Below are 23,055 nucleotides of genomic sequence, written 5' to 3' on the forward strand. Positions count from 1 at the left end.
TTTCAGCCGCGGTAATAGCGCTGCGGCACGAAAGGCGTGGCGGCGACGCGGGCGGCCAGCGGCTTGCCGCGGACCATCAGCTGCACCGGCGTGTCGACGGCGGAATGGGCGATGTCGACATAGCCCATGGCGACCGGCGTTCCCGCGGTCGGGCCGAAGCCGCCGCTGGTGACCTCGCCGATCTGCGCGCCGGCCGCATCGTGGACGGGAGTGTGCTCGCGGGCCGGCTGGCGCCCCTCCGGACGCAGCCCGACACGGCGGCGCGAGGCGCCCTGTTCAAGCTGCCGGGAGATGACGTCGTATCCCGGGAAGCCCCCTTCCGCCCGGCGGCGCTTTGGCAGCGTCCATTCCAGGGCGGCCTCGACCGGCGTGGTGGTGGTGTCGATGTCATGGCCATAGAGGCAGAGCCCGGCCTCCAGCCGCAGGCTGTCGCGGGCGCCCAGGCCGATCGCCTCCACCTCCTCCTCCGCCAGCAGGGCGCGGGCGATGGCATCCGCGTCCGACCTGTCGCAGGAGATCTCGTAGCCGTCCTCGCCGGTATAGCCGGAGCGGGTGATCAGCACCGGCACGCCCTTGAAGGTGGCGGACAGGTAGCTCATGAACTTCATCGTCGCCGCCTCGGGCACGAAGCGCGCCATCACCTGGGCGGCCATCGGCCCCTGCAGCGCCATCAGCGCCGCATCCTCCAGCACCTCCACCTCGGCCTTGCCGGCCAGTTTCTCGCGCAGGTGGGCGACGTCCTGCTCCTTGCAGGCGGCGTTGACGACCAGGAACAGGTGGTCGCCGGCGTTGGTCACCATCAGGTCGTCGAGGATGCCACCCTGCTCGTTGAGGAACAGGGTGTAACGCATGCGGCCGAGGCCGAGCCCCTTGATGTCGCCGGGAACCAGCGTCTCCAGCGCCGCGGCGGGATCGTCGCCGGTCAGGCGCACCTGCCCCATGTGGGAGACGTCGAACAGGCCGGCCTTCTCACGGGTATGCAGATGTTCCTTCAGGATGCCCATCGGGTACTGCACCGGCATATCGTAGCCGGCGAAGGGCACCATGCGGGCCTTCAGCTCCAGGTGCAGGGCATGGAGCGGAGTCGTCTTGAGCGATTCGGCGGGATGTTCGGTCGCCTCGGTCACGCGGGTCCTCCGACATGGTATGCATTCCCGGTACCCGGGCGGGTACAAGGTCTGCCCCCTTCTGTCTTGGACCTGAGAGATTCACCGGCGCTCCTTCGGGAACGCGGCGGCTTACTCCTTCGGTGAGGCCCGGCGCGCCCGCGCGTTCGGCGCGTGCGGCGGGGCCTGCTTTCCAGAGGCGCCTGGGCCAAGCGGTCCTTTTGCCTGAGAGTTTCCGGGGGCGGTTGCTCCTTCGGCGCCACCGTCGGACCGGGGTCCGGCGGCAATCTCTCCCGCATGGCATGTCAGCATGTGGCCCCACACTGTGGCGCAGCGCCGGAATTGTCAATGGCGCCATTAAGTCGCCAGAGGAGGGGCGGGATCCAGGTGCGAAAAAGGCGCCCTCGGGTGAGGACGCCTCGTCTCGCAGAAGCCGGGAAGTCGGGCCTACTGCCGCTTCGCCGTCCCGAACTGGGCGCGGTTGAAGGCCAGTTCCTCCGGGGAGAGCTGGAAGCCGACATAGACCTTCCAGTCCCTGGCGTTGACGTCCTTGGGCAGCGGGATCTGCGGCGTCAGCTCCTCCTTGGAGCCGGCGCGGGCCTGCCCGTCCGGGAAGGTCACGGAGGTGTCGAAGACCGCCTTGGAGACGATGGTCTCGTCCGGCTGGGCGATCGCGACGAAATACTTGTAGTTCGCGGTGTCGCCCTTCATCGCCGGGCCGCGCTCGGCGACCAGATAGACGCTGACGTTCACGGTCACGCCCTTGCTGGTGTACTCGCAGTTGCCCGTGTAGTCGGTGAGGGCGGCCCGCGTCTGCAGGTCGGTCATGTCGCGGCCGCCGGGGCGGAACTGCGCAACTTCCGACAGGTCGCGGACGATGTTGACCTTGGGGCAGGCGAACACCGCTTCCGCAGGGTCCTTCGGCCCCAGCCCCAGGCTGCTGCAGCCGGCGAGCGCCAGGCCGGCGCTGCCGAGCAGGGCGAACGCCAGCAGGCTTTTCCGGGCGGGGGTTCCTATATTACGGTCGCGGCGGCGGTCCATCGGTTCGGCCTGAACGGTTGATCGGGTTGATGCGCCGCAACTGTAGTCAAGCGGCCGGGCCGGCACAAGGCCGCGCGGCCGTTCGGCGCATCGCTTCCCGTCCCGGCCAGGGACATGAACAAGGCACGGCACCCGGCATGAGCAAGACGCCCCTGACCCTCCTCCTCGCCGCTCCGCGCGGGTTCTGCGCCGGTGTCGACCGCGCGATCCAGATCGTCGAGGTCGCGCTGGAGCGGTTCGGCCCGCCCGTCTATGTCCGGCATGAGATCGTCCACAACCGCTTCGTGGTCGAAAGCCTGGAGGCCAAGGGCGCCGTCTTCGTCGACGAGCTGACCGAGGTGCCGGACGGCGTTCCCGTGGTCTTCTCCGCCCATGGCGTGCCGAAGTCGGTGCCGGCGGCGGCGGAGCAGCGCGGCCTCTTCTACCTCGACGCCACCTGCCCGCTGGTCAGCAAGGTCCATCGCGAGGCCGAGCGCCATCATGACGACGGGCGGCAGATCGTGCTGATCGGCCATGCCGGCCATCCGGAGGTGATCGGCACCATGGGCCAGCTTCCCGAGAGGGCGGTGGTTCTGGTGGAGACGGTGGCCGACGTCGCGACGGTGCAGGTCGCCGATCCGGAGAATCTCGCCTACGCCACCCAGACCACCCTGTCGGTGGACGAGACGGTGGAGATCGTCGCGGCGCTGAAGGCCCGTTTCCCGGCCATCGTCGGGCCGAAGAAGGAGGACATCTGCTATGCCACCACCAACCGGCAGCAGGCGGTGAAGGCCATCGCACCGCAGGTGGACGCGCTGCTGGTGCTGGGCGCCCCCAACTCCTCCAACTCCAAGCGGCTGGTCGAGGTGGCGAAGACCCACGGCTGCCCGCGGGCCCAGCTCGTCCAGCGGGCGGCGGACATCGACTGGCCGGCGCTGGAGGGGGTCCGGCGGCTGGGCATCACCGCCGGCGCCTCGGCGCCCGAGGTGCTGGTGGAGGAGGTGATCGATGCCGCCCGCGCCCGCTTCGACGTCACGGTGGAGGAGCTGCGCACCGCCACCGAGAACATCACCTTCAAACTGCCCAAGCCCCTGCTCGACCCGACGACGGAAGGCGCCGCTGCCGGCCGCTGATCGGCTGCCCGTGTCGGTCACAAGTCAAGTTGACCGGCTGCGCGAAACCCGGTAAGGCGCAGGGACCATGGCCGTCTATACCGAAGTCTCCGACGAGGATCTGAACGCGTTCGTCGCCCAGTACGATCTGGGCGCCGTCGTGTCGTGCAAGGGCATCGCCGAGGGGGTGGAGAATTCCAACTTCCTCCTGGTGACCGATCGCGGCCCCTACATCCTGACGCTCTACGAGAAGCGGACGCGGCGGGAGGATTTGCCCTTCTTCCTCGGGCTGATGGAGCATCTGGCGGCCAAGGGGATCGCCTGCCCCCTGCCGGTGGCCGGGCGCGACGGGCAGGCCCTGCGCGAGCTGTGCGGCCGGCCGGCGGTGATCGTCACCTTCCTGGCCGGCATGTGGCCGCGCCGCATCCTGCCGCAGCATTGCGCTCAGCTCGGCACGGCGCTCGCCCGGCTGCATCTGGCGGTGGCCGACTTCACGATGCGGCGGCCGAACGCCCTGTCGCTCGGCGGCTGGAAGGAGCTCTACGGCAAATGCGCCGCCCGTGCCGACGAGGTGGCGCCGGGGCTGCGCGAGACGCTGGAGACCGAGCTCGCGGCGCTGGAGGCGCACTGGCCGGCCGGTTTGCCGTCCGGCGTCATCCACGCCGACCTCTTCCCCGACAACGTCTTCTTCCGCGGGGAGGAGCTGTCGGGGCTGATCGACTTCTACTTCGCGTGCAACGACTTCCTCGTCTATGACGTGGCGATCTGCATCAACGCCTGGTGTTTCGAGATCGACGGGTCGTTCAACGCGACCAAGGCGCGCCTCCTGCTGGCCAGCTACCGCAAGGTCCGCCCGCTGTCCCGCGCCGAGCTGGTGTCCCTGCCCTGGCTGTGCCGCGGCAGCGCCGTGCGGTTCCTGCTGACCCGGCTCTACGACTGGCTGAACCACCCGCCGGGCGCCTTCGTGCGGCCCAAGGACCCGCTGGAGTATCTGCGCAAGCTGCGCTTCCACCAGACGGTCAGGGGACTCGGCGACTATTTCCTGGACGAGGACACTCCCTCGCCGGCGGGAAGCTGACGGCGATGAGCGAGGAGCAGTCGCCGATGACGGTGGACATCTTCACGGACGGGGCCTGCAGCGGCAATCCCGGCCCCGGCGGCTGGGGCGCCATCCTGCGCTACGGTACGGTGGAGAAGGAGCTTTACGGGGGCGAGCCGCAGACCACCAACAATCGGATGGAGCTGATGGCCGCCATCCAGGCGCTGGAAGCATTGAAGCGTCCGGTGACGGTGCGGCTCTACACCGACAGCGAGTATGTGAAGAACGGCATCACCCAGTGGATCCATGGCTGGAAGGCCAAGGGCTGGAAAACGGCCGACAGGAAGCCGGTGAAGAACGTCGATCTCTGGCAGCGGCTCGACGCCGCCCGCCAGCAGCACCAGATCGAGTTCCACTGGGTCCGCGGCCATGCCGGGCACCCGGAGAACGAGCGCGCCGACGAGTTGGCACGTCGCGGCGTGGCGGAGGTCCGCGGCCAGGGCGGCTGAGGCCGGCCATGGCCGCGGGATCCGGTCGGCCGCCTATTTGCCGATGATGACCTCGGACGCCTTGATGATGGCGACCACCGCGTCGCCCGCCTTCAGCCCCAGCTCCTCCACCGTCTCGGACGTCACGGTGGAGGTGATGACGTTGCCGCCGCCGATGTCGATCTTCACCTTCGCGGAGACCGGCCCGGTCTCCACCGACGTCACGGTGCCTTTCAACTGATTGCGCGCGCTGAGCTTCATGATGCTCTCCCGAAATGGAATGCGACGGAAGGGAACGCCACCACCCCGCCCGGTTTCTCGCCAATATAGATCCTGATTGGCCTGGGCCGTTTCCTCTCCTGCTTTTGGCTTGGGCAGATGCATGGAAAAGAGGCGGCATTACTTGGAACGAAAAATGTTCCGAGTCTTCGCAGAATGCCGGGAACCGCCTCCGGCCATTTGCACGGACACGCTTCCCAGCCCCTTTCCCACACAGAAAATACAGGATTTTCCTTCTCCGTCAACTGCGATATGTAGGTTGACTATATAACGCTTGTCCCGGAGGCTGCCGGCATGACCGTCCGCGCCCAGTTGTCGCTTTCCGCTCCCAACGCCTCCCCGGTCGGCGGCGAGCGTATCCGCCTGCTGGAGGCGGTGGCGCGGGAGGGCAGCATCTCCGCCGCCGCGCGGGCGATGGGCATCAGCTACAAGGCGGCCTGGGACGCCGTCGACTCCCTGAACAACCTGTTCGGCCGGCCGGTGGTGGATGCCCAGACCGGCGGACGGCGCGGCGGCGGGGCCGCCCTGACGCCGGAGGGATTGAAGCTGGTCGAGACCTTCCACCGGCTCGAGGCGGAACTGGCCCGCACGCTGCGCGCGCTGGAGCCGGAGATCGCCGGGACCGGCCTGTCCGCCACCGGCCTGATGTGGAGCTTCCTCATGCGCACCAGTGCCCGCAATACCCTGCGCGGAACCGTCACGGCGATCACCGACGGGGCGGTGAATGCGGAGGTGGTGCTCGCCCTGTCGGACAGCACGACGCTGACCGCCGTCATCACGCGCGACAGCGTGCGCGACCTCGGCCTGTTCCCGGGGCGGGAGGCGACGGCGCTGATCAAGACCTCCTTCGTCATCCTGGCTCCGGCGGGGGAGGCCAGGCGCACCTCCGCCCGCAACCGGATCGAAGGCGTCATCGCCCGCCGCGAGGACGGCGCCGTCAACAGCGAGATCACGCTCGACATCGGCGGCGGCAAGACGCTGACCGCCATCATCACGCTCCACAGCGCGGACGAGCTGGGATTCGCGGTCGGCCAGCCGGCCTGCGCCCTGATCGACGCGACCCACGTCATCCTGGCCGTCGACTGACGCGACCCGCCAGAATCCAGATGAGGAGTTCCCAAGGGATGAAGACCCTGCTGCTCTCCGCCGTCCTGCTGCTGTCCGTCACGCCCGCGGCGCTGGCGGGTGAGACCAACGTCGCCGTCGCCGCCAACTTCACCGAGCCCGCCAAGGAGATCGCCAAGGCCTTCGAGGCGAAGACCGGCCACAAGGCGGTGCTGAGCTTCGGCGCCACCGGCCAGTTCTACGCCCAGATCAGGCAGGAGGCGCCCTTCACCGTCTTCCTCGCCGCCGATGACGAGACGCCGAGGAAGGCGGTGGAGGCAGGGCTGGCCGTCGCCGACAGCCGCTTCACCTACGCCATCGGCCGGCTGGTCCTGTGGAGCAGGGAGGCCGGCGAGGTCGGCGGGGAGGATACGCTGCGCCAGGGCGGCTTCGAGAAGATCGCCATCGCCAACCCGGCACTTGCCCCCTACGGCGCCGCCGCGGTGCAGGCGATGAAGAAGATGGGGGTCTACGACGCGCTCCAGCCGAAGATCGTGCAGGGCAACACCATCGCCCAGACCTTCCAGTTCGTCGACACCGGCAATGCCGAGGTCGGCTTCGTCGCCCTGTCGCAGGTGATCGCCAAGAACCAGGGCAGCTACTGGCCGGTGCCGGACCTGCTGCACGATCCCATCCGCCAGGACGCCGTGCTGCTGAAGAAGGGGGCGGGGGACGAGGCGGCCAGGGCCTTCCTCGCCTTCCTCAAGGGACCGGAAGCCGCGGCGGTGATCGCGAAGTACGGCTACGGCGCCGCCGTCGCCAACTGAGGACGAAGGTTCGATACCGGCCATGACGATCTGGCAACCCGTCCTCCTGACGCTGGAGCTGGCCTCCCTGACCACGGCGATCCTGCTGCTGATCGGGACGCCCATCGCCTGGTGGCTCGCCCGCTCCGGCGCCTGGTGGAAGGAGGCGGTGGCGACGGTGGTCGCCCTGCCGCTGGTCCTGCCGCCGACGGTGCTGGGCTTCTACCTGCTGATGCTGCTGGGACCGCAGGGGCCGGGCGGCTGGCTCGCCTCGCTGTGGGGAGCGCGGTCGCTCGCCTTCACCTTCGAGGGGCTGGTGATCGGCTCCGTCCTCTACTCCATGCCCTTCGTCGTCCAGCCCATCCGCAACGCCTTCGAGGCGACCGGTGACCGGCCGTGGGAGGCGGCGGCCACGCTCCGCGCCTCGCCGCTGGATGCCTTCTTCACGGTGGCGGTGCCGCTGGCGCGGCGCGGCTTCCTGACCGGCGCGGTGCTCGGCTTCGCCCACACGATGGGGGAGTTCGGCGTCGTGCTGATGATCGGCGGCAACATCCCCGGCAAGACCAAGGTGCTGTCGGTCGCCATCTACGACTATGTCGAGACCCTGCAATGGACCGAAGCGCATCTGCTGGCCGGCGGGATGCTGGTGTTCTCCTTCACCGTGATCCTGGCGATGATGATGCTGGAAAAGCGCATCGGACGGGATCGCACATGACGGCGCCCGCCGCCTCCTCGACCGAAGCGCCGGCGGTCGAGGCCGCCTTCCGCGGCAGGCTCGGCACCTTCACGCTGGACGTCGCCTTCCGCGCGCCCGCTCGGGGAGTCACCGCCCTGTTCGGCCCCTCGGGCTGCGGCAAGACGACGGTGCTGCGCTGCGTCGCCGGCCTCCAGAGGCTCGACGGCCGCTTCGCCATCGATGGCGAGGTCTGGCAGGATGCCGGCAGCTTCCGCCCGACCCACAAGCGGCCCATCGGCTATGTCTTCCAGGAAGCGAACCTGTTCCCCCACCTGTCGGTGCGCGCCAACCTGCTGTACGGCCACCGCCGCACCGTCGGCCGCGGCCTGCCGGAAACCATCCGCGAGGCGGAGGTGGTGGAGCTTCTCGGCCTGTCCCGGCTGCTCGACCGCTCGCCGCGCAACCTGTCTGGCGGCGAACGGCAGCGGGTGGCGGTCGGCCGCGCGCTCCTCTCCCAACCCCGCCTGCTGCTGATGGACGAGCCGCTGGCGGCGCTGGACCGCTTCAGCAAGGACGACATCCTGCCCTATCTGGAACGGCTGCACGACGTGCTGTCGGTACCCGTCCTGTACGTCAGCCACGACATCGCGGAGGTGGAGCGGCTGGCCGACCATCTGGTCCTGCTGCGCGAAGGGCGGCTGGTCGCCTCCGGGCCGCTGCAGGATCTCCAGTCCGACCCCGCCCTGCCCATCGCCCGCATGCCGGAAGCCGGGGTCACGCTGCCGGCCACGGTCGCCGGCCATGATCCGGCCTATGGCCTGACGGCATTGGATTTGGCCGGCGGCCGGCTGCAGGTGCCGGGCGACCTCGGCCCCGTGGGTGCCGCCCGCCGGGTGCGGATCGCCGCCTCCGACGTCAGCCTCGCCCGCCACCCGCCGGAGGGCAGCACCATCCTGAACGCCCTGCCCGCCCGCATCCTGGCCGCCGAACCGCAGGACCATGTCCAGGTGATGGCGGTGGTGGCGCTTGGCGACGGTGCGGGCGGGACCGGCGCCCGCGTGCTCGCCCGCGTCACCCGCAAGTCGTGGGACGCCCTTGCCCTCGCCCCCGGCCAGCCGGTCTTCGTCCAGATCAAGGGCGTGGCGCTCGTCCATCAGGAGGTGGCGCCGGATTGACCCGCCGGTTCCGCTGGCGGTTGCCGCCCGTCTGCTGCTAACCCTTCGGGAGGTTGCAGCCAGCCACAGGGCGCTTGAGATGGACGGTGCGGTACCGGAAAAGCAGGCAGAGCGGAGTCGGGCGGCCGCCTTCGGCGGCGGGGCGGTCATCGGGGCGCTCGGCGGGCTGATCGGGCTGGGCGGCGCGGAGTTCCGCCTGCCGCTGCTGATCGGCGCCTTCCGCTTCGCGGCGCTGGAGGCGGTGATCCTCAACAAGGCGATGAGCCTGATCGTCGTCGCCTTCGCCCTTCCCTTCCGCATGGGATCGGTTCCCGTCGCGGCGGTGGCCGAGCATTGGCCGGTGGTTCTGAACCTGCTGGCCGGCAGCCTGCTCGGCGCCTGGGTCGGGGCGGGCTGGGCGATGCGGTTGCGCAGCGGCACGCTTTACCGGGTCATCGCCGTTCTTCTGGTGCTGATCGCGTTCGCCCTGCTGTCGGAAATGCTGCTGGCCGGGGCGGCAGCCGGCATCCCGTCACAGATAAGTCCGCTGAGGATGGTGGCGGGGATCGGCGCCGGGTTCGCAATCGGCATCGTCGCCTCCCTGCTCGGCGTTGCCGGTGGAGAACTGCTGATCCCCACCCTGATCCTGCTCTACACGGTGGACGTCAAGCTGGCGGGCAGCCTGTCGCTGGCGATCAGCCTGCCGACCATGGTTGTCGGATTCGCCCGCTACAGCCAGGACCGCAGCTTTGCCGTCCTGGGCCGCAACCGCGGATTCGTCCTGGTGATGGCGGCCGGCTCCATCCTTGGCGCCTTCGTCGGCGGGCAGTTGCTGGGGGTTGTCCCGGCCGTGGTGCTGCTTCCCCTGTTGGCGGGCATTCTGCTGCTTTCGGCCGCGAAAATCTGGCGTCATACAGTTGTATGACGCCAGACTATTCCTTGCTGTGCGAGATCTCGCATTTCCCCTCAACTCCCCGTTGCCAGGGCGCAAGAAAGCTGCGAAACTCGAAACACTTTCTATGCGAATGACGAGAGTTCCATGCCCGCAGCGGTGCGGACGAGCAAGCTTGCCGGGCTGTTCGAACATGCCGCCCGCCTGATTCATGGGGCGGGGCATGCCCATGGCCTGTACCCGGCGCAATGGACGGCCCTGCGCTATTTCTCGGAGACGGGCCGGGACCGGGCGCCGACCGTCGCCGGCCTGATGCGCTTCCAGAACATGGCGATGAGCCCGGTCGCCCGCACCGTCCGCTCCATGGTGGAGAAGGGACTGCTGGAGCGCCGGCCCAACCCGCAGGACCGCCGGGCCGACCTGATCGACCTGACGGACGAAGGCCGCCGCCTGCTGGAACTCGATCCACGGCAGCGGCTCGAGGCGCTGCTCGACAAGGTTCCGGCAAGCCAGAAGGTGGTGGTGGCCGAGGCGTTGCAAATCCTGATCGACGGGCTGCTGGACGAGACCGACCGCTCCGCGCCGCCGCCGGACAGGTCATAGTCCCTGGGGCTTGCGGGGCTACCGGAAATCGCGGGAAGCCGGGAAGACCGGCCGGTCGATGGTCACCAGTTCGCCCAGCAGGGGCGACAGGTCGACCAGACGGTCGGCGACGAGGTGGATGACCTCCCCCTCCTTCTGCACACGTCCCTCGACCCCCATGATGGTGGCGCCCAGCACGACGCGGCGGAAACGGTCGAAGATCGCCGACCAGACGACGATGTTGGCGACCCGCGTCTCGTCCTCCAGCGTCACGAAGACCACGCCGCTGGCGGTCCCCGGCCGCTGGCGCACCAGGGTCAGGCCGGCGACCGCCAGCTTCCGCCCGTCCGCCGCCGCCTCGAGACCGCGCGCCGGGCTGTAGCCGAGGCCCCGCAGCCGCGGCCGCAGGAGCGAGAGCGGATGCGTCCGCAGGCTGAGCGAGACGGCACGATAATCCTCCACCACCGATTCGCCGAGCGGCATGGCGGGCAGAATCACCGCCGGCTCGTCGGCGTGCTCCACCGGCCCGCGGTTGTCGCCGGGCAGCAGCCTCGCATCGGCCACGGCGAAGAGGGGCAAAGGCTCCGCCCCCAGCGCGCGGACCTGCCACAGCGCCTCCCGCCGGCCGAGCCCGATGGATTGCCAGCCGTCCGCCTGGGCCAGCCGCTCCAGCGCCGCCGGTCCCAGCGCCGCCCTCCGCCAGACCTCCTGGACCGTGCGGTAGCCGTCGGCCCGCGCCTTCACCAGGGCGATCGCGTCCGCCTCGCGGAACCCCTTCACCAGCCGGAAGCCCAGCCGGACCGCCGGACCGCCACGCCCGGCCTCCAGCACGCAGTCCCATTCGGAATGGTTGACGTCCACCGCCCGCACCTCGACCCCATGCTCCCGCGCGTCGCGGACGATCTGGGCCGGGGCATAGAAGCCCATGGGCTGGGAGTTCAGCAGGGCCGCGCAGAAGATCGCAGGATGCCGGCACTTCAGCCAGGCCGACGCATAGGCCAGCAGGGCGAAGCTGTAGGCGTGACTTTCGGGAAAGCCGTAATTGCCGAACCCTTCGATCTGGCGGAAGCAGCGCTCGGCGAAGGCGGGATCGTAGCCGTTGCGCACCATGCCGCCGACGAAGCGGTCGTGATACTCCTTGATGATCCCCATCCGGCGGAAGGTCGCCATGGCGCGGCGAAGCTGGTCGGCCTCCTCGCCCGAGAAGCCGGCGCAGACGATGGCGATGCGCATCGCCTGCTCCTGGAACAGCGGAACGCCCAGGGTCTTCTCCAGGACCTCCTTCAGCGCCGGGGTCGGCAGGTCCGGCTCCTCCAGACCCTTGCGGCGGCGGATGTAGGGGTGGACCATGTCACCCTGGATGGGGCCGGGGCGGACGATGGCGACCTCGATCACCAGATCGTAGAAGGTCTCCGGTCCCAGGCGCGGCAGCATCGCCATCTGGGCGCGCGATTCGATCTGGAAGACGCCGATCGTGTCGGCCTTGCGGATCATCGCATAGGTCTCCGGGTCCTCCGCCGGCACGTCGGTCAGGCCGAAGGGGCGGCCCTCGATGGCGGACAGCATGTCGAAACCCTTGCGCAGGCAGGTCAGCATGCCGAGCGCCAGGACGTCGATCTTCAGGATTCCCAGATGGTCCAGGTCGTCCTTGTCCCACTCGACGACGGTGCGGCCCTCCATCGCGGCCTTCTCGATCGGCACCACCTCGTCCAGCCGTCCGCGGGTGATGACGAAGCCGCCGGGATGCTGGCTGCGGTGACGGGGAAAGCCGATCAACTCGCGGGCGAGCCGGATCGCGGTGGCGATGGTCGGCTCCTCGGGGTCGATGCCGGCCTGACGGATGCGGGAGTCGTCAGGTTCCTCCCGGCCCCAGGACCAGACAGTCTTCGACAGCGCCTCGATGGTGTCGGCCGACAGTCCCATCACCTTGCCGACCTCGCGCACCGCCATCTTGGAGCGGTAGGAGACGGTGATGGCCGTCAGCCCGGCGCGGTCGCGGCCGTATTTGCCGTAGATGTACTGGATCACCTCCTCCCGCCGCTCATGCTCGAAATCCACGTCGATGTCCGGCGGTTCGTTGCGGGCGGCGGAGATGAAGCGCTCGAACAGCAGGTCGTTGCGCGCCGGATCCACCGCGGTGATCGACAGGGCGTAGCAGACGGCGGAGTTGGCGGCCGATCCGCGGCCCTGGCACAGGATGTCGCGATCACGGGCGAAGCGCACGATGTCGTGGACGGACAGGAAGTAGGGGGCGTAGCCCAACTGCCCGATCAGCGTCAGCTCGCGCTCCAGCGTCGCCCGCACCGGCTCCGGAACGCCCTCCGGCCAGCGCGCCGCGGCGCCCTCCCAGGTGCGGCGGATCAGCTCCTCCTGCGGGGTGGAGCCCTCGGGCACCGGTTCGGCCGGGTACTCGTAGCGCAGTTCCTCCAGCGAGAAGCGGCAGCGGTCGGCGATCTCCAGCGTGCGGACGACCGCGTCGGGGCGGGCGGCGAACAGGGCGGCCATCGCCCCGGCCGGCTTCAGGTGCCGCTCGGCATTGGGGAACAGCCGGCGCCCGGCCCTGGCCAGGGTGGTCTTCTCGCGGATGCAGGTCAGCACGTCCTGCAGCGGCGCGCGGTGGGCGGCGTGATAATGCACGTCGTTCGTCGCCACCAGCGGCACCGCCAGCCGGTCCGCCAGGGCGCCCAGCCGGTCGAGCCGCCGCCGGTCGTCGGCAAGGTGGAGTTGCTGCACGGCGAGATAGGTCCGCCCGGGGAAGTCCGCCGCCACCTGCCGCAGATGCCGCCCGAACTCCTCCAGCCGCAGGGCGGTCAGCCGGCCGGCCGGCGGAAGCGCGATGACGAGCTGCCCCTCCCCGAACTCCAGCAGGTCGGCGTAGCGCAGCAGGCAGTCCCCCTTGTCGCCGCGCCGCCGCCCCAGGCTGATCAGCCGGCTGAGCCGGCCATAAGCCGCCCGGTCGGTCGGGTAGACCAGGGCGGGCGGGGCGTCCGTCATCTCCACCCGGCAGCCGACCAGGGCGCGGATGCCGTGCCTCTTCGCCCCGACATGCATCCGCACCACGCCGCCCAGCGTGTTGCGGTCGGCGATGCCGATGGCGCGGTGGCCGAGCGCGGCCGCCGTCAGCGCCATCTCGTCGGGGTGGGAGGCGCCATGGAGGAAGGACAGGTTGGTCGTCACCTGCAGCTCGACATAGCCGCCGGTCATGCGAACAGCCCGTGCAGGAACCAGCCGTCGAGCGCCGAGCCCCGCCGCCGGAAGATCCAGAACCGCCGGCCGCCGATCTCCTGCACCCGGTAATAGTCGCGCACCGCGTCGCGGTCCCGCCACCATTCCGACCGGATGCGCTCCGGCCCCTCGACCAGCCCGACATGGTAGCGGCGGCCCCGCCAGTAGAAGGCCTCCGGCACCGCCTCCCCGGTTCCATCACCCTGAATCGGCTCAGGCGGGGAGAGCAGCAGGACGGGCCGTTCCCCCTCCCCCCCGTCGTCTGGAAGCGTGCCGTCCTCCTCGTACGGTCGCAGGGCGACGCTGCGCTCCGGCACGTGGGTGTCGCAGACCGACAGCCGCAGGGCGGCCCTGCCGCCGGCCCGCGTGCGCAACCGGTCCACCAGCTCGCAAAGGGCGGTATCCGCCCCGTCACCACCGGCCTCCGTCTGTTCCGGAGGCAGGAGATTGGTCTCGGTCGCCTCCAGGGTCAGGACCTCGACGCCGAAGCCGGGCTCGATCCGGTCGAAGCGCTCGCGGAACAGGCGCAGCAGATGGCGCGGATCGCGCGATGGCCGCCCGGCGCCGATCTCCAGCACCTGCAGGCCGCCATCCACGCGGAACAGCGACAGGCGCAGCGACCGCGCGCCACGGCCGGCGGCGCGCAGGCTTTCCGCCAGATCCGCCAGCAGCCGCGATGCCGCCTCCTCGAAATCCTCGCGCCGGCTGATCGGTTCGGCCAGGGCGAGCCGGGCGCTCCAGCTCTCCGGCGCCTCCACCGGGGCCAACGGGTCGGCGGCGGCACCGGTCAGCCGGTCGAGCCGGTCGAGAAGCTCCCGGCCGAAACGGGCGGCCAGCGGCGCACGCGGCAGCCGCATCAGATCCTCGATCAGCCGCAGGCCGACCCGTCCCAGCGAGACCGCCATGCCCGGCGGCAGGCGCAGCGCATCGGTCGGCAGCCGGCCGAGCACCGTCATGGCCTCCTCTGGGCGGAGGACCGGACTGCTGCGCGCCGGACGGTAGCGGGCCCAGCCCCAGGAGGCGGCCGGCGTGCCGGCAAGCCCCAGCCGGTGCCCGATGCCGGCCCGTCCCAGCCGGGCGGCGATCTCGGTCACGAGCCCTCCCTCCCCGCCGAACAGATGGTCGCAGCCGGTGATGTCGAGCAGCAGCCCGTCCTCCCCGTCCGCGGCGACGCGCGGGGTCCAGCGGCGGCACCACAGGGCGAGGCGCCGCAGGTCGGCGGCGTCGCCCAGCGGATCGGCATCGCCGACCAGCAGGGACGGCACCAGCGCCCGCGCCTCCGCGACCGTCAGGCCGGGCACCAGCCCTTCGGCCGCGGCCTCGGCGCTCACCGCGGTCAGCCGCACCCCGCCCTGCCCCGGAGCGGCCAGCGCCAGCGGCCGTTCCCCGGCCCGCCTATCCGAAGACCGCTTCAGCCAGCGGTCGGTCGGCCATGTCGTCAACCAGATCGAGACGAAGCGCCTCATCGTCCCACTCCAGCACCCAATCCCCGGGAAGGCCGCCGCGGCACCGCAGCAGCGTGACGCGCCAGCGCGGCGGTCCGATCCAACCTCCTCCCCGTCCGCCGGCCCGCCCGCCGGGCAACGAGGCCACCCGCCAGCGGGTGACGGCCAGGGAGGGCGGCGGACGGGATTGCGGCGGCGGGAGGAGCAGAAGGCAGGTGCCCCCCGCCTCGGCGGCGAGTTGCAGGCGGCGGGCCTGCATCGGCGTCGGCGTCACGCCCTCTCCGACCACGGCGGCGAAGGCGCTGCAGCGGGCGGCCTCCTCCAGGATCCAGAGGCTTTCGGCCGGCTGGCCGGTCTGGTTGAGGAGAAGGCGCCGCGGATCGAGGCCGAAGCGGCACAGCCCAAGCCCGTTCAGGGCCGGCCCGCCGCCGGGCGGATGCCCCCTCGACCAGAAGACGGGGCCGTCGGCGCGGCGGCCGAGCAGGACGGCGGCGAAGCCGATGCGGGCGGCGTCGGCCTCCTCGCCCAGCAGTTCATGCACGCCGGGGCAGCGCAGTCCGCCGTCCGGCAGGTGCCCGTCCAGGGCCGGAACGCCCAGCGTCAACGGGGCATGGCCATCGTCCGGAACCGGGCCTTCCAGGGCCCGGATCCGGTCCCGAAGCGCTTGCACGGCAGCGGCTTGCCCCATCCTGTTCCCCCGTTTCCGTTGCCCCGGCCGCTTCCTCGCGGAAGTTCCTGTTTTGTTCTGATATGCCCCGGAGCTCGGGCGTGTCAAGAATGTGGCAATTCAATCGAAAGTGGACGGGTGAGCTGGCGAAGGCCGGCGGCGGGAGCCGGCGCCGTGTCAGGCGCCGGGCGCCACCACGAAGCAGGCCATGCCCTGGCCGACCAGGCTGGCGCAGGTGTTGTTCGCCGCTTCCTGCGACAGGCCGGCGAGGCGGGCGCGGTAGAGCAGCCCGGTCTTGGTATCCACCGCCTGGACGACCTGCTGGGTTCTGCCCAGGACGCCCGGCAGGGTGCGGCGGGCGCGGTCGATGACCCGGGCGCCATCGTCCGGCGACCGGAAGGCGCCGAGTTGCACCATCCAGACCGACGGGCCGCCGGCATAGCCGCCGCTGCCGTAGGAGGTGGCGGGAACCGGCGCCGGGCGCGGGGCGGGAGCCGGGATCGGCGTCGGGGCGGGAACCGGTGCCGGGCTGTAGGACCGCCCCGGCGACTCGGAGACGGGCGGCAGTTCCTGCGCTACGACGCGCGGCCGCTCGCTGACCGCCGGCGTGGCGACCGGCGCGGAGTAGGAGGATTCGGCCGGGGCGCTCACCAGGACGATGTCGGAGTTCTCCGGTGCCGGGGCCGGCGCGCGGTTCAGCCGCGGCCCGACCGCAGCGATGTAGCGCACCGTCTCGTCCGGCAGGCGCCGCTTGCCCGCCAGATAATCGCCGTAGCAGCCGGGACCGCAGTTGTAGGCGCCGAGGAAGCCGGGTGCGCCGAACAGGTTGTACATCTCGCGCAGATAGGCGGTGCCGGCGATGATGTTGTCGTGCGGATCGAAGGGGTCGGAGCCCAGATTGTGCTTGCGCCGCATCTCCTCATAGGTCGCGGGCATCACCTGCATCAGCCCCATGGCGCCGGCCTTGCTGACGATCGGCTTGCCGTTCAGCATCGTCCGGCCGCCGCTTTCCTGGCGCATCACCTCGCGGATCCAGACCTCCGGCATGTCGAAGCGGCGCGACGCCTCGGTCACATGGGCGTCGATCTCCGCCTGGGAGGCGGTGCGCGACGAGGGGCCGCTGGCACACCCCGTGGCAAGGGCGGACAAAGCGACGCATGCCAACAGCGATCTGACCCGACGCACGATGCCGCCTTCCCCTGCTCCTGTTTGTCCGGTTCGTCCGGCGCGATGATCCAGCTTCGGCTTGGGCTGGCTTTTTTTGAGGAAGGACCATTGCACATCCGGACCGACTCGTAAACGGGGCGGGCTGTGACTTCGCATGCGCCCGCCGCCGACCGCCCCGGCGTGCCAGGGCTCCGAATCCAGGTTAACGGATTTTGGCGGCAAGGATGGCGTCGAGGTAATCGGTGTCCCATCCCGCCAGCTTTCGTCGGAGCTTGATGCTTGTCGCTTTGGGTTTGGCCGGTTTTTTGGTGGCGCGCCGCAGTCCCGAGCGCGGCCGGGCGGGTTCCTCGGCCTTGCGGACGAGATTGATGGCGAAATGGCGGACGACGGCCATGTTCTGAGCGCCATGTCCCTTGCGCAAGCGGGACTGGTCGTCGGTGAAGACGACGTCGAGAACCCAATGCAGCCGGTTCTCGATGCCCCAATGCCCCGAATGGCCTCAGCCGCTGCCTGGGCGCTCAGCGTGGCGGAAGAAACGTAGTAGCGGGTGTCGAAGCGGCAGCGGTCCTTCAACTCGGCTTTGCTGCCAACCCGAATGATCGAGGCGACGGCGGGCAGACGCACCTCGCCGGGGAAGCGGCGCTCGCCGGTCAGCCAATCGACCTCGCGGGCGACCGTGACCGTGCGCTGCTCGATCCGGCCATGGCCCTTGTCGATGTCGGTGGCGTGCTCGAGGGCCACGTCCGGGGCCTCGGCGAAGTAAGTTTCGATCTCATCGCGCAGGGTCGGCTGGTTGGCCTTGACCGCCAGCAGGTAGTCGGCCCCGGCGTCGCGGATGGCTTGGGCGATGGTGGCGTTGCAGGCGATGGCGTCGATGGTCACGATCGCTCCCGTGAGGCCGCCGTCGGCCGCTAGGCGCTCCAGAAGAACGGGAATGGCCGCGAGTTCGCCAGCCTTGTCTTCGACGGCTTCCTGCCCGAGCACCAGACGGCTGGTGGTGGCGAAGGCCGACACCAAGTGGAGAGGGGCTTGAGCGCGGCTGCGGTCATGGCTGCGCCGCGAGGTCTTGCCGTCGATGGCGACAAGCTCGGGGCGGTCGGGCCAAGCCTCGCGCACCCAGGCTGTGAAGCAGTCCTGGAACAGGCACGGGTTGATCCGGTTCATGAACACGGTCAGCCAGCGTCCGCTCGGCACCCCGTGATGGTAGGGCTGAAACCGCCGCAGAAAATCGAGCCGGGCTTCGCCCCACGCTGCGATCGCCTCATAATCCTCACAATCGGCGATCGTCCCACAGACCGCCAGAAGCAGAATCTCCGGCAAGGGATAGGCCACCCGCCACGGATCGCGCGGATCGTCGATCAGCGAAAAATGATCCAGCAGCGCCTTCAGACGCGATTTCTGACCAAATTCGGCTGCGATGGAACTCATGGCACGGCACCCCCGATCCGGTTCGGCCCCACCGAATCAGAAACCGTGCCGTTCGTAAACCAGCGTTAACCCGACTTCGGAGCCCTGCCGGCGTGCGAAACGGCTTGTGAAGACGGGTGTGCGCTTGTTAAGTGCGGCGGATTTTGCCGAGGCTCCCGCCTGCGGCTCGCTTCTGCAGGACGGCGCTCGCCCTGCAATCGGTTCCGTCCTGTGATAAGGTCCGCCGCATGATCTGGCTGCGCTCCCTTGCCTTCAACATCGCGTTCCATCTGTGGACCGCGCTGATGTGCTTCGCCCTGCTGTGGATGCTGCTGCTTCCCCGGCCGCAGATGGTCGCCGTGGTGATGTGGTATCTGCGCACGGTCGGCTGGCTGGAGCGGACCATCGTCGGCATCCGGTACGAGGTGCGCGGGCGGGAGAATCTGCCGGAAGGCTCCTTCATCCTGGCTGCCAAGCACCAGTCGGCTTGGGAGACGATGAAGCTCCACCTGCTGGTCAGGGATCCGGCGATCATCCTGAAGCGGGAGCTGATGTGGATCCCCATCTGGGGCTGGTACGCCTCCAAGGCGCGGATGATCCCGGTGGACCGCGGGGCCGGCGGGGCGGCCATCCGCTCGCTGATCCGCAACTCCCGCCCGGTGCGGGACGAGGGGCGGCCCATCGTGATCTTCCCACAGGGCACCCGCGTCGCTCCCGGCGATTACCGCCCCTACCGCGTCGGTGTGGGGGTGCTGTACGAGAGCCTGGACATCCCCATCGTGCCGATGGCGCTCAACGCCGGACTCTACTGGCCGCGCCGCAGCTTCCTGAAGCGGCCCGGCACGGTGATCGTGGAGTTCCTGCCCGCCATCCCGCCCGGCCGTCCCCGCGCCGAGGTGATGCGCGAGCTGGAGACGGCCCTGGAATCGGCCAGCGACCGGCTGGTGATGGCCGCCGGCGGCCCGCCGACCAGCCGCCCCGCCCCCAGCGGCGGCACCCCGGAACGGCAGGCGGGTCCCGTCGCGTCGCAGGCCTCCTGACGCACCGGCCCTTTCACGGAACGGAAACGGAACTGCGGCGGGTTGACCGCGGCCCCGCCGCCGCCTAACCATGGAGGAAACCGCGCCCGCCCGCCGGGACGCGCCATGGGAGGGCACATGACGGGCATCGCCGCCATTTCCCAGCGTATCTGGGACATGAAGTACCGGTTCAAGACCGCCGCCGGCGACCCCATCGACCATACGGTGGAGGAGACCTGGAACCGCGTCGCCACGGCGCTGGCCGCCCCGGAGGCCGATCCCGACCGCTGGATCCCCGCTTTCCGCGAGGTGCTGTCCGGCTTCGGCTTCCTGCCCGCCGGCCGCATCCTGGCCGGGGCCGGCACCGGCCGCACGGTCACCCTGTTCAACTGCTTCGTCATGGGGACGATCGGCGACGACCTCGGCTCGATCTTCGCCCACCTGCGCGAGGCGGCGCTGACGATGCAGCAGGGCGGCGGCATCGGCTACGACTTCTCCACCATCCGGCCCAAGGGGGCGCCGGTGCACGGCGTGGGGGCGGACGCTTCCGGCCCGCTCTCCTTCATGGACGTGTGGGACAGCATGTGCCGCACGATCATGTCGGCCGGGGCGCGCCGCGGTGCCATGATGGCGACCCTGCGCTGCGACCACCCGGACATCGAGGCCTTCATCGACGCCAAGCGCGAGCCGGGCCGGCTGCGCATGTTCAACCTGTCGGTCCTGGTCACCGACGCCTTCATGCAGGCGGTGGAGGCCGACTCCTCCTGGCCGCTGGTCTTCGAGGGCCGGACCTTCCGCGAACTCCGCGCCCGCGACCTGTGGGACCGCATCATGCAGGCGACCTACGCCTATGCGGAGCCCGGTGTCATCTTCATCGACCGGATCAACGAGACGAACAACCTCCGTTACGCGGAGTCGATCTCGGCGACCAATCCCTGCGTGACCGCAGACAGTTGGGTACAGACTGCCGACGGGCCGCGGCGGGTGGTCGAACTGGTCGGGCGCCCCTTCACCGCCATCGTGAACGGCCGGCCGCACGCCTCGGCCCCGGCAGGATTTTTCCATACGGGCACCAAGCCGGTGCTGCGCGTCACCACCCGTGACGGTTTCACGCTGCGTGCCACCGCAGAGCACCTCGTCAGCACCGTCACCAGCAGGACCCGCTATCGGATTGAAACGGGCTGGACCGAGGTTGGCGCTTTGAAGCCGGGCGACCTTCTTGTCCTCAACGACCATGGGGGCGGTGACCAAGACGGAGCTCCCGATTGGCCCGGCCCATACGGCGAGGAAGAGGGGTACCTGATCGGGCTTCTGGTCGGCGACGGCACTCTGAAGGAGGACAAGGCCGTCCTGTCCGTCTGGCCGGGCGAGATGGCTGCCGATGGCGGGATACCGCGCCCCGGAGTCGCCGGCGTGATGGAGGCGGCATTGGCCGCTGCCCGCACTCTGCCGCATCGATCCGACTTTGCCGGCTGGATCACCGTTCCCGGCCGCGGCGAACACAGGCTGGCGCTCGGCGCCGTCAAGCGGCTGGCCGGAGATCTCGGGATGACGCCGGGCGGCAAGTGCATAGCCCCGGCTCTCGAATGCACCTCCGCCGCCTTCCACCGCGGCTTCCTGCGCGGCCTGTTCGATGCCGATGGGACCGTTCTGGGCGATCAGAGCAAGGGCGTCAGTATCCGTCTGGCGCAAAGCGACCTGGATCGGCTGCGGGCCGTGCAGCGCATGCTGTTGCGGCTGGGGATCGTCGGCCGGATCTACGCCGACCGCCGGCCAGCCGGTCCACGGCTTCTGCCGGACGGCAAGGGCGGGCGCAAATCCTATGACTGCGCAGCCGGCCACGAGTTGATCATTGCAAACGACAACGTCCTGCGCTTTGCCGAGCAGATCGGCTTCCGCGACACCGGCAAGCAGGCCCTCCTGCAGAACACGCTCAGCGCCTACCGTCGCACGCCGAACCGCGAGCGCTTCCTGGCCGAAGTGGCGACAGTGGCGGGGGACGGCGTGGAGGATGTCTACGATGTCCAGATCCCCGGCGTGAATGCCTTCGACGCCAACGGGCTGCTGGTTCACAACTGCGGCGAGCAGCCCCTGCCCCCTTATGGCGCCTGCCTGCTGGGCTCCATCAATCTGGCGGCCCTGGTGCTCGACCCGTTCGAGGAGACGGCGCGGCTGGACGTCGACCGGCTGCGCGGCCTCGTCGCCACGGCCGTGCGGATGATGGACAATGTGGTGGACGTCTCGCGCTTCCCGCTGGACGCCCAGGCGCAGGAGGCGCAGGCCAAGCGGCGGATCGGGCTGGGGTCACCGGGCTGGCCGACGCGCTGATCCTGACGCGCATCCGCTACGGCAGCGATCGGGCGGTGGCGGCGACGGAGGACTGGCTGCGGCTGATCCGGGACGAGGCCTACCGCACCTCGGCCCTGCTGGCGGCGGAGAAGGGGGCCTTCCCGCTGTTCGACCGCGAGGCCTATATGACCACCCCGATGGTGCGCTCCCTGCCGGAGGATGTCCGCGCCCTGATCGCGGAACATGGCATCCGCAATGCCCTTCTGACCTCCATCGCGCCGACCGGCACAATCTCGCTGTTCGCCGACAACGTCTCCTCCGGCATCGAGCCGGTCTTCTCCTACACCTACGAGCGCACCGTGCTGCAGAGCGACGGCAGCCGGACGACGGAGGAGGTCAGCGACCACGCCTATCGCCTGTTCCGCGCCCGGTTCGGCCCGGATACCGCCCTGCCCGACTATTTCGTCGATGCCCAGGGCCTCACCCCGTCGGAGCATGTGGTGATGCAGGCGGCGGCCCAGCGCTATGTCGACAGTTCCATCTCCAAGACCATCAACTGCCCGGAGGATCTGCCCTTCGACGCCTTCAAGGACGTCTACCGGCAGGCCTATGCGTTGGGCTGCAAGGGCTGCACGACCTACCGGCCGAACCCGGTAACCGGTGCCGTGCTCGCCGTGAAGAAGGAGGAACCGGAGAAGGCCGCCGCGGCGCCCGCCCAGCCGGCGGCCGACCATCCCTCCCGGCCGCCCGACCGGCCGGAGGCGCTGCCCGGCGAGACCTACAAGGTGCGCTGGCCCGACAGCGACCATGCCATGTACATCACGATCAACGACATCGTGGAGGACGGCCGCCGCCGCCCCTTCGAGGTGTTCATCAACTCCAAGAACATGGAGCATTACGCCTGGACGGTGGCGCTGACCCGCATGATCTCCGCCGTGTTCCGGCGCGGCGGCGACGTCGGGTTCGTGGTGGAGGAGTTGAAGGCGGTCTTCGACCCGCGCGGCGGTGCCTGGATGGACGGGCGCTACGTCCCTTCCCTGCTCGCCGCCATCGGCGGGGTGATCGAGCGGCACATGAAGGCGATCGGCATCCTGCCGGACGAGGACAGCCTGACGGCGGGCAAACCGACCGGCTCCCCCACCGCTCCCGGGCAGCAATGTCCGAAATGCGGCCAGCCGACCCTGATCCGGCAGGAGGGCTGCGACAGTTGTCTGAACTGCGGCTATTCCAAATGCTCGTAACCACAGGGGAACAGGTCATGGATCCGGTGCCGGAGATCGTGCAGCGCTACCTCGCGGCCTACAACGCCCAGGACGTGGAGGCCATGCTCGCCTGCCTGACCGACGATGTCCGGTTCGAGAATCTGTCGGACGGCACCGTCACGGCGGCGACCGCGGGCAAGGAGGCCTTTGCCCGGCTCGCCAGGCAGAGCGCCGGCCTCTTTTCCGAACGGGAACAGGTGGTGGAAGGTTGTATCGCCGCCGGTCCGCGGGTGGCGCTGCGGATTCGCTACAGCGCCACGGTCGCCGCCGACCTGCCCAACGGCTGGAAGGCCGGACAGCAGGTCGGGCTGCAGGGCGCCTCCTTCCTCACCCTGCGCGACGGGCTGATTGCCGAATTGATGGATATAAGCTGAGG

Annotated in this window: 18 protein-coding genes, 2 pseudogenes and 2 riboswitches; of the genes and pseudogenes, 12 read left to right on the forward strand and 8 right to left on the reverse strand. The window is 69.8% G+C overall.

What is annotated here, in order from left to right:
* Positions 1–2: 2 nt before the first annotated feature.
* Together gcvT and DEW08_RS04060 are read right to left on the reverse strand one after the other, a co-directional pair.
* Positions 3–1,127 carry a glycine cleavage system aminomethyltransferase GcvT gene (gene gcvT / locus DEW08_RS04055; RefSeq protein WP_109324689.1) on the reverse strand — a complete coding sequence of 375 codons (1,125 nt, stop codon included), beginning with the start codon at positions 1,125–1,127 and terminating at the stop codon, positions 3–5.
* 60 nt (positions 1,128–1,187) lie between these two features.
* A riboswitch (glycine riboswitch) is annotated at positions 1,188–1,304 on the reverse strand.
* 5 nt (positions 1,305–1,309) lie between these two features.
* Positions 1,310–1,412, reverse strand: a riboswitch (glycine riboswitch).
* Positions 1,413–1,553: 141 nt separating this feature from the next.
* Positions 1,554–2,147 (reverse strand): hypothetical protein, encoded by a 594-nt coding sequence (locus tag DEW08_RS04060; protein ID WP_245985926.1) that lies wholly within the window; start codon positions 2,145–2,147, stop codon positions 1,554–1,556.
* Positions 2,148–2,284: 137 nt separating this feature from the next.
* On the opposite strand from DEW08_RS04060, the gene ispH reads away from it, so the two are divergent.
* The 3 genes from ispH (at position 2,285) to rnhA (ending at position 4,786) form a co-directional block, all read left to right on the forward strand.
* Complete coding sequence (ispH, locus tag DEW08_RS04065; RefSeq protein ID WP_109324690.1) at positions 2,285–3,259, forward strand: 4-hydroxy-3-methylbut-2-enyl diphosphate reductase; 975 nt, start codon at positions 2,285–2,287, stop codon at positions 3,257–3,259.
* Between the two features lie 67 nt (positions 3,260–3,326).
* On the forward strand, positions 3,327–4,316 hold the full coding sequence (locus DEW08_RS04070; protein ID WP_109324691.1) for a homoserine kinase: 990 nt from the start codon (positions 3,327–3,329) through the stop codon (positions 4,314–4,316).
* Between the two features lie 5 nt (positions 4,317–4,321).
* Entirely contained in the window at positions 4,322–4,786 is a 465-nt protein-coding gene (rnhA, locus tag DEW08_RS04075) for a ribonuclease HI (RefSeq protein WP_181449406.1), read from the forward strand.
* A gap of 33 nt (positions 4,787–4,819) precedes the next feature.
* Here rnhA and DEW08_RS04080 read toward each other — a convergent pair whose 3' ends face one another.
* Positions 4,820–5,026 (reverse strand): TOBE domain-containing protein, encoded by a 207-nt coding sequence (locus DEW08_RS04080; protein ID WP_109324692.1) that lies wholly within the window; start codon positions 5,024–5,026, stop codon positions 4,820–4,822.
* A 312-nt stretch (positions 5,027–5,338) separates the two neighbouring features.
* Here DEW08_RS04080 and DEW08_RS04085 point away from each other — a divergent pair, with 312 nt between their 5' ends.
* From DEW08_RS04085 to DEW08_RS04110, 6 genes are all read left to right on the forward strand, one after another.
* Positions 5,339–6,130: a TOBE domain-containing protein gene (locus tag DEW08_RS04085; RefSeq protein WP_109324697.1), complete on the forward strand. Its 792-nt coding sequence runs from the start codon at positions 5,339–5,341 to the stop codon at positions 6,128–6,130.
* A 38-nt stretch (positions 6,131–6,168) separates the two neighbouring features.
* Positions 6,169–6,915 carry a molybdate ABC transporter substrate-binding protein gene (gene modA / locus DEW08_RS04090; RefSeq protein WP_109324698.1) on the forward strand — a complete coding sequence of 249 codons (747 nt, stop codon included), beginning with the start codon at positions 6,169–6,171 and terminating at the stop codon, positions 6,913–6,915.
* A gap of 22 nt (positions 6,916–6,937) precedes the next feature.
* On the forward strand, positions 6,938–7,609 hold the full coding sequence (modB, locus tag DEW08_RS04095; protein ID WP_109324699.1) for a molybdate ABC transporter permease subunit: 672 nt from the start codon (positions 6,938–6,940) through the stop codon (positions 7,607–7,609).
* Positions 7,606–8,745 carry a molybdenum ABC transporter ATP-binding protein gene (gene modC / locus DEW08_RS04100; RefSeq protein ID WP_109324700.1) on the forward strand — a complete coding sequence of 380 codons (1,140 nt, stop codon included), beginning with the start codon at positions 7,606–7,608 and terminating at the stop codon, positions 8,743–8,745. Before modB ends, modC begins: the two co-directional genes overlap by 4 nt.
* On the forward strand, positions 8,666–9,649 hold the full coding sequence (locus DEW08_RS04105) for a sulfite exporter TauE/SafE family protein (RefSeq protein WP_245985928.1): 984 nt from the start codon (positions 8,666–8,668) through the stop codon (positions 9,647–9,649). The genes modC and DEW08_RS04105 overlap by 80 nt, the downstream gene beginning before the upstream one ends.
* A gap of 114 nt (positions 9,650–9,763) precedes the next feature.
* The gene (locus tag DEW08_RS04110) at positions 9,764–10,219 is read left to right on the forward strand and encodes a MarR family winged helix-turn-helix transcriptional regulator (protein WP_109324701.1); all 456 of its coding nucleotides are present in this window, start codon (positions 9,764–9,766) and stop codon (positions 10,217–10,219) included.
* Between the two features lie 18 nt (positions 10,220–10,237).
* Here the strand turns inward: DEW08_RS04110 and DEW08_RS04115 are convergent, their stop codons facing one another.
* The 5 genes and pseudogenes from DEW08_RS04115 to DEW08_RS04135 all read right to left on the reverse strand — a co-directional run bounded on the left by DEW08_RS04115 (position 10,238) and on the right by DEW08_RS04135 (position 18,130).
* Positions 10,238–13,402, reverse strand: coding sequence for an error-prone DNA polymerase (locus DEW08_RS04115; protein WP_109324702.1), 3,165 nt, complete (start codon positions 13,400–13,402; stop codon positions 10,238–10,240).
* Complete coding sequence (locus tag DEW08_RS04120) at positions 13,399–14,889, reverse strand: Y-family DNA polymerase (RefSeq protein ID WP_146214629.1); 1,491 nt, start codon at positions 14,887–14,889, stop codon at positions 13,399–13,401. Before DEW08_RS04120 ends, DEW08_RS04115 begins: the two co-directional genes overlap by 4 nt.
* Positions 14,819–15,538 carry an ImuA family protein gene (locus DEW08_RS04125; RefSeq protein ID WP_146214630.1) on the reverse strand — a complete coding sequence of 240 codons (720 nt, stop codon included), beginning with the start codon at positions 15,536–15,538 and terminating at the stop codon, positions 14,819–14,821. The genes DEW08_RS04120 and DEW08_RS04125 overlap by 71 nt, the downstream gene beginning before the upstream one ends.
* A gap of 174 nt (positions 15,539–15,712) precedes the next feature.
* Entirely contained in the window at positions 15,713–16,858 is a 1,146-nt protein-coding gene (locus tag DEW08_RS04130; protein WP_109324705.1) for a lytic transglycosylase domain-containing protein, read from the reverse strand.
* Between the two features lie 46 nt (positions 16,859–16,904).
* A pseudogene (locus DEW08_RS04135) lies at positions 16,905–18,130 on the reverse strand (ISAs1 family transposase).
* A gap of 227 nt (positions 18,131–18,357) precedes the next feature.
* Between DEW08_RS04135 and DEW08_RS04140 the strand changes: the two are divergent.
* The 3 genes and pseudogenes from DEW08_RS04140 (at position 18,358) to DEW08_RS04155 (ending at position 23,053) form a co-directional block, all read left to right on the forward strand.
* On the forward strand, positions 18,358–19,149 hold the full coding sequence (locus DEW08_RS04140; RefSeq protein ID WP_109324706.1) for a lysophospholipid acyltransferase family protein: 792 nt from the start codon (positions 18,358–18,360) through the stop codon (positions 19,147–19,149).
* A gap of 117 nt (positions 19,150–19,266) precedes the next feature.
* Positions 19,267–22,658 (forward strand): annotated as a pseudogene (locus DEW08_RS31950) (LAGLIDADG family homing endonuclease).
* A gap of 17 nt (positions 22,659–22,675) precedes the next feature.
* Positions 22,676–23,053, forward strand: a complete 378-nt coding sequence (locus tag DEW08_RS04155; protein ID WP_109324707.1) for a nuclear transport factor 2 family protein — start codon at positions 22,676–22,678, stop codon at positions 23,051–23,053.
* Positions 23,054–23,055: the final 2 nt, after the last annotated feature.

The organism is Azospirillum thermophilum (assembly GCF_003130795.1).
Classification (GTDB): Bacteria; Pseudomonadota; Alphaproteobacteria; order Azospirillales; family Azospirillaceae; genus Azospirillum; species Azospirillum thermophilum.